Here is a 19,014-nt window from a genome sequence, read left to right on the forward strand (position 1 = left end):
ACTCACTGCTGCTGTCACTTCGGGTTCCGCTCCGCCCACGCGACGAGCCCCTGAAGGGCCCGGAACCAGGTCGCGGCGAGATCCTGGACCGTGTCGCGCGGCAGCAGTCCTTCCAGATACGACCAGTGCGCGGCCAGCACCGGCCCGTCCGCCCGGTCCTCGGTCACCACGTTGATCTCCAGCGCGTGACCCTCCCGCATCGAGCCCTCCGACCCGATGTCCGCCGCCTCCTCCTCCGGCGCGTACGACCAGTCCGTCTCCTCCGGGATGCCGAACCGGCCCAGGTAGTTGAACTCGACACGCGGCGGCTCGTAGGCCGCCAGCACCTCGCGGGTCCGGGGGTTGAGGTGCCGCAGCATCCCGTATCCGACGCCGTTCCCGGGCAGTGCCGCCAGGTGCTCCCGCACCCGGCGCACGGCCTCGGCCGCCGCCGGGCCCCCGGCGAAGGCCTCGCCGGGGTCGGCCGGCCCCGCGTCGAGCCGGACCGGGTAGACGCTGGTGAACCAGCCGACCGTACGCGACAGATCGACGCCGTCGCCGCCCAACTCCTCCTCGCGGCCGTGTCCTTCGAGGTCGACGAGGACCGAGGTCTCCGTGCCTCCGTCCCGGCGCCGCCGGTCCGCGAAGGCGAGCGCGAGCCCGGCCAGCAGGACGTCGTTGACGGCGGCGCCGAACGCGGCCGGCACCGCCGACAGCAGGGGGCCGGTGTGCTCGGCGGGCAGCCGGAGGACGACCTCGCGCCGGGTGGCGCTGGTGTCGCGGTCGGGATCCCGGTCCCGCGAGAGCGGCGGGGAGGCCGCGCCGTCGGCGAGAATCGCCTCCCACACGGGCAGTTCGGCCTCCCGCTCCGGACGCTGAGCCAGCTCCGTGAGCAGCCTCGACCAGCGGGCGAACGACGTCTCGACGGGCAGCAGCCCGACCGGCCGTCCGGCGGACACGTCCTGCCAGGCCGCGGCGAGGTCCGGCAGCAGCACCCGCCACGACACACCGTCCACGACGAGGTGGTGGGCCATCAGCAGCAGCCGCCCGGGGGCGTCGCCCGCGTCGAACCACACGGCCCTGACCATGACTCCGGCGTCCGGGTCGAGCGACGCCCGCGCCACGACGGCGCGTTCCCGCACGGTCTCGCCGAGCGCGGCCGCGTCCAGGCCGGAGACGTCGACCCGCTCGATCCAGCCGGCCGGGTCCACCGTGCCGACGGGCGGCACGTGCAGCGACCACTGATCGGTGTCCTCGGCGGAGGGCCGGACCAGGGTGGCGCGCAGCAGATCGTGACGGTCGGCGAGCGCCCGCAGCACGGCGGTCAGACCCGGCAGGTCCAGGGCCGCAGGAGTGCGGACCAGCGCCGCCTGGTGGTAGGAGGCGAAGGGGCCGCCCAGTTCGCGCAGCCAGTGCATGACCGGGGTGAGCGACACCGCGCCGGTGCCGTCGTCCGCCGGGCGCGGCGCCGAGACGTCGGCCGCCTCGGCGACCGTGCCCAGCGCGGCGACCGTACGGTGCCGGAACACCAGCCTCGGGCTGATCCGCAGGCCCGCCGCACGGGCCCGCCCCACGAGCTGCATGGCGACGATGCTGTCACCGCCGAGGGCGAAGAAGTCGTCGTCCACACCGACCCGTTCGAGCCCCAGCACCTCCGCGAAGACCGTGCACAGCGACTCCTCCACGGGGGTCGCGGGTGCCCGTCCCGAGGACAGGGCGGAGAAGTCCGGCGCCGGGAGGGCCGACCGGTCCAGCTTGCCGTTGGCCAGCTGCGGGAACCGCGCCAGCGTGACCACTGCCGCCGGGACCATGTGGTCGGGGAGCCGGCCGGCGACATGGGCGCGCAGCGCCGCCCCGTCGGGCGAGGCGTCCGGGACCGGCACCACGTAGGCCACGAGCAGCTTGCGCGGACCGTCCTGGTGCACCGTCACCAGGGCCTGACCCACCTCCGGGTGGGTGGTGAGCGCCGCCTCGATCTCGGCGGGCTCGATGCGGAAACCGCGGATCTTGACCTGGTCGTCGGCGCGGCCGAGGTAGTCGATCCGCCCGTCGGTGGTCCAGCGGGCCAGGTCGCCCGTGCGGTACAGCCGTGATCCGGCAGGACCGAACGGATCGGCCACGAACCGCTCCGCCGTCAGACCGGGGCTGCCCAGATAACCGCGGGCGAGACCGCCGCCCGCGAGGTACAGCTCACCGGGGACACCGGGCGGCACCGGCCGCAGCCGGTCGTCGAGGACGTACGCCCGGGTGCCGGCCACCGGCCGCCCCACGAGAGGCCGTTCGCTGTCGCGGACGCGCCCCACGAGGGCGTCCACGGTCGACTCGGTCGGCCCGTACAGGTTGAACGCCTCGGTGCCGGGCAGTTCGGACAGCCGCTTCCACAGGGCGACGGGGACGGCCTCACCGCCCACGCCGACGACCGCGAGCGGACAGTCGCCGTCGCGCAGCAGCCCGCTGTCGGCCATCTGCGCGAAGAACGACGGGGTGACCTCCAGGAAGTCGAAGCGGTGTCGCAGCACGGCCTCGGTGACCAGCTCCGGGTCGCGCCGGACCTCTTCCGACAGCACATGGACGCAGTGCCCGTCCAGCAGCCACAGCTGCGGCTGCCAGGACGCGTCGAAGAAGAACGACCAGGCGTGCCCGACCCGCAGGTGCCGCCGCCCTGCCGCCTCGATCGCGGGCCCGTACAGCGTCTCGCGGTGGCTGTGGAAGAGGTTGCCGAGCGTCTCGTGCGTGATCACGACGCCCTTGGGGCGGCCGGTGGAGCCCGAGGTGTAGATGACGTACGCCGGGTTGCGGGGGTTCAGCGGGGCCCGACGGTCGGCGTCGGTGAGGTCGGCCGGGTCCTGGGCCGCGATCCGGTCCCGGGTGCCGGGGTCGTCCAGCAGCAGGGAGGCGATGCCGGACGGCAGCGTGGCGGCGTACTCCCGGGTCGTCAGGGTGAGAACCGGTCCGGCGTCGGCGAGGACGTCGGCCGTGCGCTCCGCCGGGGCGTCCGGGTCGAGCGGCAGATACGCGGCGCCCGCCTTGTGCACGGCGAGGACGGCCGTGAGGAAGTGCGCGGTGCGCGGCAGCGCCAGCGCGACGAACCTCTCGGGCCCGGCGCCCGCCTGCACGAGCAGCCGGGCCAACCGGTTCGCGTCCGCGTTGAGTTCGGCGAAGGTCAGCTCGACACCGTCGGAGGCGGCGGCGGGCAGGTCGCCGTGCCGGTGCGCCCGCTCCTCGAAGAGCGCGGGCACCGTGGTGGGTCCGTCGGCGACCGGACGGCTGTGCCAGCCGCCGAGCAGCCGGGCCCGCTCGTCCGGGGCGAGGATGTCGATGCGGCCCAGCGGGGTGTCCGGATCGGCGGTCACGGCCCGCAGGACGCGCAGCAGCCGGTCCGCGAAGGACCGGGCGGTCGCCGGGTCGAACAGGTCGGCGCTGTACTCCAGGACGCCGTCCACGCCGGTGCCGTCGCCGCGCTCGACGAAGTCGAAGGACAGGTCGAACTTGGCGGTCGTCTGCGTCACGTCGTCCCGGCGGGCGTCCAGACCGGGCAGCCCCGCGTCGTCGCCGTCGGAGGCCAGGTACACGACCATCACCTGGAACAGCGGGTGACGGGCCAGGGAGCGGGCCGGGTTGAGCACCTCCACCAGCCGCTCGAAGGGCACGTCCTGGTGGTCGAACGCGGCCAGGTCGGTCTCCCGGACGCGGCCGAGCAGCTCCCGGAACGTCGGGTCCCCGGAGGTGTCGGTGCGCAGCACCAGCGTGTTGAGGAAGAACCCGACCAGTTCGTCCAGCCCGGCGTCGGTGCGACCGGAGATCGGGCTGCCGATGGGGATGTCGTCGCCCGCGCCGAGCCGGGACAGGAGCGTGGCCACGGCCGCCTGGAGCACCATGAACACACTGACCCCGTTGTCGCGGGCCAACCCGTTCAGGGCGTCGGCGAGTGAGGCGTCCAGCGACAGGTCGGCGGAGCCGCCCCGGTAGGTCGCCTCCAGCGGACGGGCCCGGTCCACGGGCAGCGCCAGCTCCTCGGGCAGCCCGGCCAACGCCCTCTTCCAGTAAGCGAGCTGGCGTGCCGCGAGGCTGCCCTCGTCCTTCTCGTCGCCGAGGACCTCCCGCTGCCACAGCGTGTAGTCGGCGTACTGGACGGGCAACGGCTCCCATGCGGGCGCGCGTCCCGCCGTACGGGCGGCGTAGGCGAGCGCGAGGTCCCGGTTCAGCGGGCCCTCGGACCACTCGTCCCCGGCGATGTGGTGCAGGAGCAGCAGGACGGTCCACCGCTCCTCACCCGTGCGGAACACATGCACCCGCAGCGGGATCTCACGGTCCAGCGCGAAGCCGTACGCCCCGGCCTCCGCCAGCAGCTCGGGCAGCAGCTCGTCGTCCGTGTCGACGACCTCGAACGGGACCCGGACCTCGTCGGGCGCCAGGACCAGTTGGTGGGCCCGGCCCTCGTCGTCGGGGAAGACCGTGCGCAGCGTCTCGTGCCGGACGACCAGATCGCGCACGGCCGCCCGCAGCGCCTCGACGTCCAGCGCGCCCGTCAGCCGCCAGGCCGAGGGGATGTTGTACGTCGCGCTGGGTCCCTCCACCTGGTACAGCACCCACAGGCGTTGCTGGGCCGAGGACAGCGGTAGCCGCTCGGGCCGTTCCCGGACCGTCAGCGCTGGGCGGGTCGTGGCTCCCGCGTCCGCGGTGTCCGCCAGCCGCCGCGCGAGCCGGGTCACCGTCGGCGCGTCGAACACCGTGCGCAGCGACACCTCCGACCCGAACGCGGCCCGGACCCCGGCGACCAGCCGCATGGCCAGCAGCGAGTGTCCGCCCAGGGCGAAGAAGTCGTCGTCGACGCCGACCCGGTCCACGCCCAGCACCTCGGCGAACAGACCGCGGAGGATCTCCTCGCGCGGGCCCCCCGCCCGCCCGCCGGCGCCGCTGCCCGCCGCGAAGTCGGGCGCGGGCAGCGCCCGGCGGTCCAGCTTGCCGTTGGATGTGAGCGGCAGCGCGTCGAGGGCGACGACGGCCGCGGGCACCATGTGGTCCGGCAGGGCAGCGGCGGTGTGGGCCCGCAGGACCGCCGGGTCGGCGGCCCGGCCGGCGGCGGGGACGACGTACGCAACGAGCCGCTGGTCGTGCGGGACGACGACCGCGTGGGCGACGGACTCGTGCCGGGCGAGCACCGCCTCGATCTCGCCGGGCTCGATGCGCACGCCACGGATCTTGACCTGGTGGTCGGTGCGGCCGAGGAAGTCGAGCGTGCCGTCCGGCCGCCAGCGGGCCAGGTCGCCCGTCCGGTACATCCGCGCGCCCGGCCCGCCGTACGGGTCCGCGACGAACCGCTCGGCCGTGAGCCCGGGGCGGTCGAGGTAGCCACGGGCGAGCTGGACGCCCGCCAGGTAGAGCTCTCCCGCCACACCGGGCGGCACCGGCCGCAGCGCCGCGTCGAGGACGTAGGTCCGGGTGTTCCACACGGGACGCCCGATCACCACCCGGTCGGCGCCCGGCACCACCTGGCCGGCCGTGACGTCGACCGACGCCTCCGTCGGCCCGTACAGGTTGTGCAGCTCCGCCGACAGCACCTCGTGGAAGCGTGTCGCCACCGACGGCGGCAGGGCCTCACCGCTGCACATCACCCGGCGCAGACCCGTGCACCGCGCGGCGGCCGGCTCCTCCAGGAACACCTGGAGCATCGACGGCACGAAGTGCGTGGTCGTGACGGCCTGTTCACGGATCACCCGCGCCAGATACGCCGGGTCCCGGTGCCCCTCCGGCCGGGCGACCACCAGCGCGGCCCCGGTGATCAGCGGCCAGAAGAACTCCCACACCGACACGTCGAAGCCGGACGGGGTCTTCTGCAGCACCCGGTCGTCGGGTCCGAGCCCGTACGCGTCCTGCATCCACAGCAGCCGGTTGACGATGCCCTCGTGCGGGACGACGACCCCCTTGGGGCGGCCGGTCGACCCGGAGGTGTAGATCACGTAGGCCGGGCTCGCAGGGCCGTACGCGGTGGGAAGCTCTCCCGGCGGTCCCTCCGGCAGCGCGTCCTCGACGACGCACACCGGCCCGGCCTCCTCCAGCATGAGCGCCAGCCGCTCCCGTGGCTGACCGGGCTCCACGGGCAGATAGGCGCCCCCGGCCCGGTGCACCGCCAGCAGGGCGACCACCAGGTCCACCGAACGCGGCAGCGCCACCGCCACCGTGCGCTCCGGACCCACGCCCATCCCGGCCAGGATCCGTGCGGTGCGCTCGACCCGCGCGTCCAACTCCGCGTACGTCAGGCGCTGTTCCTCGTGGACCAGGGCGAGCGCGTCGGGGGTCCGGGCCACCTGCGCCCGGAACAGCTCCGGCAGGGTGGTCGCCGGCACGTCGCGTGCCGTGTCGTTCCACCGGACGAGCACCGATTCCCGCTCGGCCTCCTCCAGCACCTCCAGGTCCCGCACAGGCGTGTCGGGGGCGTCGGCGACCTGCTCCAGCAGCCGGGCCAGCCGCCCGGCCGTGCGCCGGGCCGTGTCGTCGTCGAACAGGTCGAGCGCGTACTCCAGCAGCAGGGTGAGACGGTCCTGTCCCACCTCGTCCACGAAGGTGAAGTGCAGATCGAACTTGGCCATGCCGGTGTCCATGTCGAACCACTCGGTCGCCATGCCCAGCACGTCCGGGTCGCCGTCGGGCCGGTAGTGGTAGCCGAGCATGACCTGGAACAGCGGGTTGCGACCGGCGACCCGAGGCGGGTTCACAGCCTCCACCACGTGATCGAAGGGCAGGTCCTGGTGCTCGAACGCCTGGAGGGCGGACTCCCGGACCCGACCCAGGAGTCGGGTGAACGTCAGCTCCGACGGACCGCTCTGCGGGCCCGACAGATCGGTGCGCAGCACCAGCGTGTTCACGAAGAAACCGACCAGGTCGTCCAGCGCGTCGTCCGTACGCCCCGCGATGGGGGCTCCGAGCGGAATGTCGTCACCGGCGCCCAGCCGGTGCAGCAGCGCCGCCGTGGCCGCCTGGAACACCATGAACATACTGGTGTTCGTGGCGGTGGACAGCTCACGCAAGGCCCGGCCGGTGGCGGGGGACAGCTCCAGACGCACCTTGCCGCCCCGCCCGGTGGGCGCGTCCGGCCGCGGCCGGTCCACCGGCAGGGACAGCTCCTCGGGCAGGTCACGCAACGCCTCGGTCCAGTGGGCGAGTTGCGCCGCACCGACCTGCCCGAGCAGCGCGTCCTGCCACAGGGTGTAGTCGGCGTACTGCACCGGAAGCGCCGCCCACCGCGGAGCACGGCCCTCGACCCGGGCCCGGTAGGCGGTGGTGAGATCGGCGAGGAACGGACGGTCCGACCACTCGTCGGTGGTGATGTGGTGCAGGACCAGCGCCACCACGTGGTCGGCGGGGCCGAGGCGCAACACCTCGGCGCGGACGGGGAGTTCGGCGCTCAGGTCGAACGGCCGACGCTGCGCCGCCTCGATCCGGTCGGCCAGGTCGCCCTCGGTGACCTCCTCCACCCGGAACCCGGGCTCGGCGGCACCCGGCGGCACGATCCACTGGTAGGGCTCGCCGTCCTCCTCCAGGAAACGGGTGCGCAACGCCTCATGACGAGCCGTCACATCGAGCAGGGCCGCCCGCAGCGCGTCGAGGTCCAGCTCGCCGCGCAGCCGGAAGACGAGAGGGAAGTTGTAGGCCACCCCGCCGCCCGTGAGGCGCTCCACCAGCCACAGCCGTCGCTGCGCCGCCGACAGCGGGACGCGCGCGGGCCGCTCCGAGACGGTCCGCAGAGCGGGCCGCGCGGGACGTCCGGCACCCGCCCGCAGCGCCAGAGCCTCCGCAGTGGGCGCCTCGAAGAGGTCGCGGATGGCCAGCTCGGCGCCCAGCTCGGTGCGGGCGCGGCTGATCAGCCGGGTCGCGAGCAGTGAGTGGCCGCCCAGGTCGAAGAAGTTGTCCTCGGCGCCGGTGCGGGGCAGCCCCAGCACCTCGGCGAAAAGCCGGCACAGCACCTCCTCGACGGGGGTGCGCGGGCCGCGCCCCGCCGACAGGGCGACCGCGGGCTCGGCGTCCGGCAGGGCGCGCACGTCCAGCTTGCCGTTGTCGTTCATCGGCAGCCCGGGCAGCACCACGAAGGCGGCGGGCACCATGTAGCCGGGCAGCCGCTGTCCGAGGTCGTCGCGGAGCCGCCGGACGAGCGCGGTGTGGCCGCGACCGGCCGCCGGGGTGTTGGCGAACGGAGCGGTGGCGTCGCGGTCGGCGCGCGGCCGGTACAGGCCGGCCGTGCGAGAGGTGTCGGCGTCGGGCACGAACACGGCCTCGTAGGCGCCGGGTTCGGCGGACCAGGTGGTGAGGAGCCGGTAGCCGTGTGCCCCGGCGGTCTCCCGCAGGTCCTCCGGTTCGACCCCTGTCGCGGGGACGGGCGCGGGACGGCCGGTGTCCAGGGCGCGCAGCCCGGCGAGGTCGCCGGCCGTGCGGGCGTCCGGGACGCCCCGCACGCGGAGCGGTCCGGTGCCGTCGAGCCGGGCGAGGAGCGCGTCCCGTCCCGTCCAGTCGACCGCCGGGACGCCGTCCAGCACCAGGCCGGGGTCCCCCTCGTAGAGCACCACGTCGTACCGGTAGCGGGTCAGCTCGTTGTGGTGGCGGCCCGCCTTGGTGCGCAGGTCGACGCCGACACCGAGGGTGGTGAACCAGTCCGGGTCGACGAGGAGTTCCTTCTCCAGAGCCAGGCCCCGCTCCACGGCCCGGCGCAGGGCCTCGGGCTCGGTGTCCGCGTCGGCGCGGGCGGCCTGGATGCCGGACTGGAACACCCGGGCCTGGCGCAGGTCGCGGACGTCACCGAGGAACAGGGCACCGCCGGGCGCGAGCAGGCCCAGCGCGCCCCGGATCACCTGGTGGAGGTGGTCCAGGCTCGGGAAGTACTGGACGACGGAGTTGATGACGACCGTGTCGAAGTAGCCGGTGGGCAGCCCGTCGGTCACCTCGGCCGCCTGGCAGCGCAGTTCGACCTTGCCCGCCAGCACCGGGTCGTCGCTGACGCCCTCGGTGAGCTTGCGGATCACGGGCGCGGCGAAGTCGGTCGCCCAGTACGCCTCCGCGTCCGGAGCGAGCTTCGACAGCAGCAGGCCCGAGCCGACGCCGATCTCCAGGATCCGGCGGGGCCGCAGCTCGCGGATGCGCTCCACGGTCGCCTCGCGCCACTCCCGCATGTGCTCCACGGGGATCGGCGTGCCGTCGTAGGAGCTGTCCCAGCCCGCGAAGTCCTCGGTGAACAGGGCGGTGCCGATCTCGGTGTACTCGGCGGAGTAGATCTCCCGCCACTCGCCGATCTGCTCCCGCTCGGCCGAGTCCCTCGCGTCCTGGTCGAGTTCGGCGGGCACCACGTAGCCCACGAGGCGCTTCGTGCCGGGCGCCGAGGTGTCGTCGCGGGCGATCACGGCGGCCTGGGACACCTCGGGGTGCTGGGCGAGCGCGGTCTCGATCTCGCCCAGCTCGACCCGGTAGCCCCGGATCTTGACCTGGTCGTCGGTACGGCCGAGGAAGTCCAGGTTGCCGTCGGCACGCCGTCGCACCAGGTCGCCGGTGCGGTACATGCGCTCGCCCGGCTCCCCGAACGGGTCCGCCACGAACCGCTCGGCGGTCAGGCCCGGCCGGTCGAGGTAGCCGCGCGCCAGCCCGACGCCGGCGATGTACAGCTCGCCCGCCACACCGTCCGGCACCGGACGCATCCACGGGTCGAGGACGCGGGCCCGGGTGGCGCGGATCGGCCTGCCCACGGTCGGGGTCGCGCTGTCCTGCGTACCCCCGCCGAGCGTGTTGATCGTGTACTCGGTCGGGCCGTACAGGTTGTAGCCGTACGTTCCCTCGGTGTCCCGCAGCGTGTTCCACACCGTCTCGGTGACGGCCTCGCCGCCGAGCAGCACCAGCGGCGGCCGGTGCCCATCCAACAGGCCCTCCTCGATGAGGAGATGGGCGTACGTCGGGGTCACGTTGACGACGTCGACACGGTGTTCCTCGCAGTACGCGACCAGCGCGGTCGCGTCCCGCCTGAGCTCCTCGTCGCAGATGTGCACCTCATGCCCCTCGACGAGCCACAGCAGCTCCTCCCAGGACATGTCGAACGCGAACGACACGGTGTGCGCGATCCGCAGCCGCCGCCCGCCCGCCGACGCGATCGCCGGGGCGAAGATCTCCTTCTGGTGGTTGAGCTGCATGTTCGTCAGACCGAGGTACGGGGTGACGACACCCTTGGGGCGGCCCGTGGAGCCCGAGGTGTAGATGACGTACGCCGGGTGGTCCAGGCTGAAGGACACCGACACCGGGCCGGCCGGGAAGGCCGCCAGCTCCGCCGTCACCGACGGGTCGTCGAGCAGAACGCGCGGTGTGTCGCCCGTCAGCGTCCGCGACACGGCCTCGGTGGACAGCAGGAGCAGCGGGCGCGCGTCCGCCAGCATCAGCGAGAGCCGGTCGGCGGGATGGTCCAGCTCCAGCGGCAGATACGCCGACCCCGTGCGCAGCACCGCGAACAGCGCCACCACCATGTCGATCGAGCGCGGCAGCCCGAGCGCGATCACCTTCTCGGGTCCGGCACCCCGCGCGATCAGCAGCTGGGCCATCCGGTCGCAGCGCGCGTCGAGTTCGGCGTACGTCAGGGTCTGCGTGCCGAAGACCAGGGCGGTCGCGTCCGGGGTGCGGGCGGCCTGCGCGGCCAGCATGTCCGCGACCGTCTCGTGCGGCACCGGCTGCCGCTGAGCGGCCTCCTCGCGGGCGAGCCCGTCGGCCTCGGCCGGCAGCAGGGCGTCCAGCGAGCCGACGGGGGCGCTCGGGTCGGCCACCAGCCGGTCGACCAGCAGCACGAAACGGTCCAACAGGCGCCGCGCGTAGGTGTCGTCCAGCAGGTCGGGCCGGTAGGCCAGGGTCACCCGCACCCGCTCGCCGGGTGTCACCACCAGGTTCGCCGGATAGTGCGTGGCGTCCACGTTGGCCACGGCCGTCGCGCCGTGCCGTTCGCGCAGCTCGGCGAGGCGCTCGTCCGTGTCGGCGTTGCGCAGCACGAACAGCGTGTCGAACAGCCGCCGGTGACCCGTCTCGGCCTGGAGGACACCGAGCCCCAGGTACTCGTACGGCATGACCTCCAGCCGCTCGCCCTGGACGCGGCGCAGCAGGTCGAGGACCGGCTCGCGCGGGTCGAAGGCGATGCGCGCCGGCACGGTGTTGAGGAACATGCCGATGACGTTCTCGATGTCCGGCACCTCGCTGGGCCGCCCGGCGACCGTCGTACCGAAGGCGATGTCGCCGCGTCCGGTCGCGCCGGCCAGGACCAGACCCCAGGCGGCGTTGAGCACGGTGTTGAGCGTCAGACCGTGGGTGCGGGCGGTGTCGCGCAGCCGCTCCGCGACCGCCGTGTCCAGCACGGCCTCCAGCTGCGCCGGGATCACCGGTTCCCGCCCCCGGTCGGAGGCGGTCGGCACCAGCAGCGTCGGCTCCTCGAAGCCGGACAGGGCCGCCCGCCACGCACGGGTCGCCTCGGTGTCGTCCTGCCGCTCCAGCCAGGTCAGGTAGTCGCGGTACGAGCCGGGGCGGTCCAGGCCCGCCGGGTCGCCCCCGCTCTCGTACAGGGCGAACAGCTGGTCCAGGAACAGCCAGGCCGACCAGCCGTCCCACAGGATCAGATGACGGCCGACGATCAGCCGGTCGCCGCGCTCCGCGCCGAGCCGCACGAGCAGCATCCGGAACAGCAGCGGGCGGGTGAGGTCGAACCGCTGCGCCCTCGACTCCTCCAGCAACTCCCGCATGCGGAAGTCCTGTTCGGCCGCCGGGAGCCCCGCCAGATCCACTTCCCGCAGGGGGACGCCGGCGTCGCGCACGATGAACTGCACCGGCTGGCGCAGCCCTTCACTGGTGAATCCGGCACGCAGACTGGGGTTGCGGCCCAGCAGCGTACGCACGGCGTCCGACAGCCGCTCGGCGTCGACGCGTTCGGCGAAGTCGAAGGACTCGTGGACCGTGTAGACGTCCAGGGAGCTGTCGTCGAAGTTCGAGTGGAAGAACAGACCCTCCTGGAGCGGGGCGAGGGGCCACACGTCCTCGATCCGGCCCGGTGCGAGCCGTTCGACCCGCTCCCGCTCCTCCTCGGTCAGCGCGAACGCGGACGCGGGAGGGCTGTCCGCGGCGGCCGGCTCGTCGAGGGCCGCCGCCGCCGCGAGCGCCGCCGGGGTGCGGTGCTCGAACACCTCGCGCGGGCCGATCACCAGACCCGCGCGGCGGGCCCGGCTGGAGACGGCGATCGAGCTGATGCTGTCACCGCCGAGCAGGAAGAAGTCGTCGTCGACGCCGACCTCGGCGAGCTTCAGCACGGCCGCGAAGATCTCGACGAGCACCTGTTCCCGGGGGCTGCTCGGAGCCCGGGTGACGGTAGCGCGCACGGCCTGCGGGGCGGGCAGCGCGGCCCGGTCCAGCTTGCCGCTCGGGGTGAGCGGCAGGGCGTCGAGGCTGACCCAGGCGCTCGGGACCATGGGCGAGGGGAGAGACCCGGTCAGGGCCTCGCGGAGGTCGCCCACGGGCGCGCCGCCGACGGGCACGACGTACGCGACCAGCGCGTCGTCCCGTACCGTCACGGCGGCCTGCGCCACCTCCGGCAGCCGCGCCAGCGCGGCCTCGATCTCGCCGAGCTCGATCCGGTTGCCGCGCAGCTTGACCTGCCGGTCCGTGCGGCCCAGGTACTCGATCACCCCGTCCGCGCGCCGCCGGACCAGGTCACCGGTGCGGTACATCCGGCCGCCGGGCGGCCCGTACGGGTCGGCGGTGAACCGCTCGGCGGTGAGGCCCGGCCGGGCGTGGTAGCCGCGGGCGAGCTGGACGCCCGTCAGGTACAGCTCGCCGGGCACACCGTCCGGGACGGGCCGCAGACAGGTGTCCAGTACGCGCAGGCCCGTGTTCCACACGGGGCGGCCGATGGGCACGGACGCGCCGGTCTGCTCCTCGTCGGGGGCGTACGGGTGGTACGTGACGTCGACGGCCGCCTCGGTCGGGCCGTACAGGTTGTGCAGCGGCACGCCCGTCAGCGCGTGCCAGCGGCTCGCGGCGCCGACCGGGAGCGCCTCGCCGCTGCTCAGCACGCGGCGCAGCGAAGCCGACCAGGTGGGGTCGCCGGTGACCTCGTCGTGCTGGAGGAAGGCCTCCAGCATCGACGGCACGAAGTGCATGGTCGTGACGGCCTGGGTACGCACGAGTTCCGCCAGGTAGGCGGGGTCGCGGTGGCCGTCCGGCCGGGCGAGCACCACGGTCGCGCCTTCGAGGAGCGGCCAGAAGAACTCCCAGACGGACACGTCGAAGCTGGACGGCGTCTTCTGCAGCACCCGGTCGTCGGGACCGAGTCCGTACTCGCCCTGCGTCCACGCCAGTCGGTTCACGACGGCCCGGTGCGTGACGACGACACCCTTGGGCAGACCGGTCGAGCCCGAGGTGTAGATCAGGTACGCGGGGTCGTCGGGGCGCGCGGGGGCGGGGGCGGGGGCGGGGGCGGAGGCGGGGGCAGGCGCTGGGCCGGCGGCACCGGTCGGCGCGGCGTCGGCGGCGTCCAGCAGCAGTACGGAGGGAACGTTCCCCCCGGCGGACCGGTTCGGTCCGGGCAGTCGGCCGGCTGTCGCGGCGAGCGTGACCACCGTCGTGGCGCCGGAGTCGGCGAGCATGTGGGCCACCCGGTCGGCGGGGTAGTCGAGGTCCACCGGCAGATAGGCGGCGCCCGACTTCAGGACGCCGAGCAGCGCCACCATCAGCTCCGCCGAGCGTGGCACGGCGACCGCCACGAACGTCCCCGGGCCCGCGCCCCGGCCGCGCAGCCGTACGGCCAACTCATCGGCGCGGGAGTCCAGTTCGGCATAGCTCAGCCGCTCGTCCTCGAAGACGACGGCCGTCGCGTCCGGAGTCCGGGCGACCCGCGCGGCGAACCCCTGCGCCAGGGTGGACTCCGGTACGACGCGCTCCTCGCCGGTGCAGCGGGCGCGCAGGGCCTCGTCGGGGGAGAGCAGGTCGACGGAGGCGGCCGCGTCCTCCGGTGCCTCGGCGACGGCCTCCAGGACGCGGACCAGCCGGTCGCCGAGGGCGCGGACGGTGTCGCCGTCGAGGCGCTCCGCGTGGTGCTTGAGCCGCAGGTCGAGCCGTCGGCCGGGCTTGACGACGAGGGCGAGGGGATAGTGCACGGCGTCGTGGAAGGCGTCGCCGGTGACGCGTACGGTCCCCGAGGCGTCCCGGAGGTCCGTCTCGGCGGGGTAGTTCTCGAACACCACGAGGGTGTCGAAGAGTTCGCCGGAGCCCGCGTGCCCGGCGAGCCGCTGGATCTCCGCGAGGCCCAGGTGCTGGTGGTCCAGCAGTCGCGCCTGTTCCTCCTGGAGGCGGACGAGCAGCTCCCCGAGCGACTCCCGGGGTGCCCAACGGAAGCGTGTCGGCAGGGTGTTGATGAACAGGCCCACCATGGAGGCGATGCCGTCGACCTCGCCGTCGCGCCCGGAGACCGTGGTGCCGAACACCACGTCGTCCCGGCCGGTGAGCCGGCCCAGCAGCAGGCCCCAGGCGCCCTGCACCACCGTGCCGAGGGTGACACCGTGTTCACGGGCCCGCTCGGCGAGCCGCGCGGTGGTCCGCTCGGACAGCTCCACCCGGACGTGCTCCGGGCGGACGGGTGCCCCGTCGGCCGGGGCGCCGACCAGCCGCGTCGGCTCGTCCAGGCCGGCGAGCGCGTCGCGCCAGACCTCGCGTGCCGTGTCACGGTCCTGCTCGGCGAGGCGGCGCAGGAAGCCGCGGTACGGGGCGACCTCGGGCAGCGCGGGGTCGTCGGTGCCGTAGTACGCCATCAGTTCGCGGTGCAGCACCGGCAACGACCAGCCGTCGGCGATGATGTGATGGAACGTCAGCACCAGGCGGCTGCGCTCCTCGCCGAGCCGGACCAGGGCGCAGCGCAGCAGTGGCGGCGCGGCCAGGTCGAAGCCCCGGGCCCGTTCGTCCTCCGCCACGGCGTCACCCAGCGTCTCGCGGACCTCGCCGTCCTGCGACGACAGGTCGACCTCCCGCCAGGGCAGTTCGGCGTCCCGCGTGATGATCTGCACGGGGGTGCCGTCCGGGCGCTGACGGAACGCGGCCCGCAGCGGCGCGTGCCGGTCCAGCAGGCACTGCGCGGCGCGGCGAAGCACTGCGGCGTCGACCGGTCCGGCGAGGTCCAGGACCTGCTGGACGACATAGGTGTCCCCGTCGGCGCGGCCCGTGAGGGAGTGGAAGAAGAAGCCCTGCTGGAGCGGGGTGAGCGGAAGCAGTTCGGCGACGGGCAGCGGGCGCGTTCCCTGGATCTCGGCGAGTTCGGCCGCGTCGATTTCGATCAGGGGCTCGTCGGCGGTGTGTTCGGCGACCCGCTCGACGGCGGCCTGCGCCAGTGCCTCGACCGTGCGGTGCCGGAAGACGTCACGAGTGGTGAGCCTGAGACCCGACTCCCGCGCCCGGATGAGGAGTTGGATGGCGCTGATGCTGTCGCCGCCGAGCGCGAGGAAGTCGTCCTCCGCCGTCACCGCGTCCAGGCCGAGCACCTCGGCGTACAGCGAACACAGCAGCTTCTCGCGCGGGGTGCGCGGGGCCCTTCCGGAGCTCATCGTGGCGTAGTCCGGGGCGGGCAGCGCTCGCGCGTCGATCTTGCCGCTGGGGGTGACCGGCAGGGCGTGCAGCGGGACGAACGCCGAGGGGACCATGTAGTCGGGCAGCCACTCGGCGGCGTGCCCGCGCAGGGTCCGCATCAGCGCGCTCACGTCACGGAAGGGCGCGGGCCGGTTGGCGCGCGGGTGGCCGTGGGCCGTCCGGTACAGGAGGCCGAAGGGCCCGTCGAGGACGAACACGGCGTCGAACGCGCCGTCGTCCGCGTTGCCGTTCCAGGTGAGCGCCGCCCGGTAACCGTGCTCCGCCGCCAGCGTGTGCAGGTCCTCGGGGTCGGCCCCGTCAGCCGCCTGCCGGCTGCTGTCCTCCAGCCGCCGCAGATCCGCCAGGTCGTCCGCGAGGCGCGCGTTGGGCACACCGGTGATCCGGAGCCCGTCCGGGCGCCCGGCCAGCAGCCCCGCCAGTCCGTCGAGGCCGCCGACCGCCGACCAGTCGGCCTCCGGCAGCTCCCGGGCGGCCACCGGAGCCCCCGGGCGCAGCACGACGTCGTACCGGTACCGGCTCAGCTCGTTGTGGTGCGCGGCCCGCTTGAGCCGGATGTCCGCGTCGAAGCCGTCGAGGGCGGCGAAGAAGTCCGGGTCGAGCAGGAGTTCGCCCTCCCAGCGCACCGACCGCTCGACGGCCGCCCGCAGGGCGCTCTTGTCGCCCTCGTCACCGCCGGTGGCCCGCCGGGTCTCCACGGCCGCGCGCAGGGTCCGCAGCAGGCGCAGATTGCGGACGTCACCGACGAAGATCCGGCCACCGGGGGCGAGCAGCCCCGACACCTGACGGAGTACGTCGGCGAGGTACTCCCCGCCGGGGAAGTACTGGGCGACGGAGTTGATGACGACGGTGTCGAAGTACCCCTCGGGCAGGCCTTCGACGTCATGGGCGGGCATGGCCCGCAGCTCGACCTTGGCGGACAGCTCCGGATCGGTGTCGACCTGCGCGCGCAGTGCCGTGACGGCCTCCGCCGAGAGATCGGTGCCCCAGTAGGCCTCGCAGTCGGGCGCGATCCTGGACAGGATCAGGCCGCTGCCGACGCCGATCTCCAACACCCTTCGGACCGGGCCGAGTTCACGGATCCGCTCGACGGTCGCCGTCCGCCATTCGCGCATCTCCGCGACGGGGATCGGCTTGCCGTCGTACATGCTGTTCCAGCCCGCGAAGTTCTCGCGGAGGCCGGAGCCGTCGGTGTCCGCTCCGCCCGAGTCCTCGGAACCGGCCGCCCCGTAGAGGAGTTCGTGCAACTCCTTCCACTCCTCGACCCGCGCGTCCGCGTCCGTGTCACGCGGCGCGTCGAGGGCGGGGACGACATAGGCGGCGAGGCGGCGGTCGCCCGGCCTGTCCTCGCGGACGACGACCGTGACCTGGTCGACGGCCGGATGGCCGCGCAGCACCGACTCGATCTCGCCCGGCTCGATACGGAACCCGCGGATCTTGACCTGCGCGTCGGCGCGCCCCAGGAACTCCAGCCGGCCGTCGGCCCGCCAGCGCACCAGGTCACCGGTGCGGTAGAGCCGCTCGCCGGGCTCCCCGAACGGGTCGGCGACGAACCGCTCGGCGGTCAGGTCCGGTCGCCCGAGATAGCCCCGCGCCAGACCCGCGCCCCCCAGGTACAGCTCGCCGGTGACGCCGGCGGGCACCGGCCGCAGGAACGCGTCCAGGACGTATGCCCGGGTCCCCGGGTCGGGCACACCGATCGGGACGATCGCCCCGGCCGGGATGTCCGGATCGCACAGCCCGAGCGTGGAGTTGGTGGTGGCCTCGGTCGGGCCGTAGGCGTTGAACATCATCCGCCCGCGCGCGTACCGCCCCACCAGCTCCGGCGAGACCCGCTCGGTGCCCGCCAACAGCGTCGCGGCGGGCGGGAGGTGGACGTCGTCGGGCAGGGCGGCGAGCAGCGCGGGCGGCAGGATCATGAAGGTGATGCCGTGCGCGTTCGCGTAGTCGGCGAGCGGTGCTCCGGGCACCCGGCGCTCCGCCGGCACGACGACGAGCCGGCCGCCGGACAGCAGTCCGAGGCACAGGTCCCAGAAGGCGACGTCGAAACTCGGCGAGGCGAACTGCAGCACCCGGCTGTGCGCACCGATGCCGAACCGCTCGCTCTGGGTGGCCACCAGCTTCGCCACACCGCCGTGGGCGAGGACGACGCCCTTGGGGCGGCCGGTCGAACCCGAGGTGTAGATCACATAGGCGGCGTTGAGGACGGTGAGGGGCGCCCCGCGGTCCGCCTCGGTGGGGTCGTGGACCGGCCGCTCCGCCAACTCGGCTGCCGTGGCGGGCGCGTCCAGCTCCAGGAGAGTCATCCCCCGCGCCGGTTCGGGGAGGTCGCGCGCGGTCTCGCCGGTGGTCACCATGCAGACGGGCCGCGCGTCGCCCAGCATGTACGCGATGCGGTCCGCCGGGTAGTCGTGGTCGATCGGCAGATAGGCGGCGCCCGACTTCAGGACGGCGACCTCGGCCACGATCAGCTCGGTGGACCGCGGCAGCGCCAGGGCGACGATCCGCTCGGGCCCGGCACCCCGCGCGATCAGCGCGTGCGCCAGGCGGTTGGCGCGTTCGTCCAGTTCGGCGTAGGTGAGTTCCTCGTCCTCGAAGACCAGTGCCACGGCCTCGGGGCGCTGTCGCACCTGTTCGGCGAACATCGCCGGCCAGGTGCCCGCCGGCACCGCGTGCGCGGTGTCGTTCCAGTCGCGGACGACCTGCCCGTACTCCTGCGGGGACATCAGGTCCAACCGGGCCACGGCCGACCCGGGCCGGGCCACGGCGTCGGCCAGCAGCGTGCGGTAGTGGCCGAGCAGCCGCTCGATCGTCGTGCCGTCGAAGAGGGCGGGGGAGTACGACGCCCGTGCCGAGTTCCCGTCCGTCTCCAGCAACACGTCGACCGGGGCCGGGAGTTCACCGGCCGGCCGGGAGGTCGTGGCGAACGCCGTGTTGAAGAACAGTCCGCCGCCGCGCGTCGGCCGGGGCCGCAGTTCCTCGACCAGGAGACCGACGGGCACCCGGTGGGTCTGCGCCTCCTCCCACGCCTGCGTCACCCGCCGCACCAACTCGGCGAACGTCGGATCGTGTTCGACGGACACCCGCAGCGGTAGCCCGTCATGGCCGACGGTCAGGTCCGTCGCCCCGGTGTAGCGGTGCAACAGCGCGAAGAACGCCGCGAGTCGGACGGCCTCGGGGGCGTCCGGCAGGTCCGACAGCACCCGTGAGTCCCGCTCGGGAAGCGGCTGTGGCGGATGCGGCCGGTCGGCGGGCAGCGCGATCTCGAGCGGGAGCGGTGTCAACAACCGCCGCCAATGGGACAGAACTTCCTCGGAACCGCACACAGCCGCGAGCCTCCCCAGCGGGTCGGGGTCCCGGACCAGGGGCCGGGGTCGCCGACATACTAAGGTAAGGGTTACCTAA

1 protein-coding gene is annotated in these 19,014 nt (G+C 73.9%); it reads right to left on the bottom strand.

Features of this window, described 5'->3' with window-relative positions; translation table 11 throughout:
- Nucleotides 1–14 precede the first annotated feature (14 nt).
- Nucleotides 15–18,935, bottom strand: a complete 18,921-nt coding sequence (locus K1J60_RS43010; RefSeq protein ID WP_220650962.1) for a non-ribosomal peptide synthetase — start codon at nucleotides 18,933–18,935, stop codon at nucleotides 15–17.
- Nucleotides 18,936–19,014: the final 79 nt, after the last annotated feature.

This window comes from Streptomyces akebiae, assembly GCF_019599145.1.
In the GTDB taxonomy this organism is placed as follows: Bacteria; Actinomycetota; Actinomycetes; order Streptomycetales; family Streptomycetaceae; genus Streptomyces; species Streptomyces akebiae.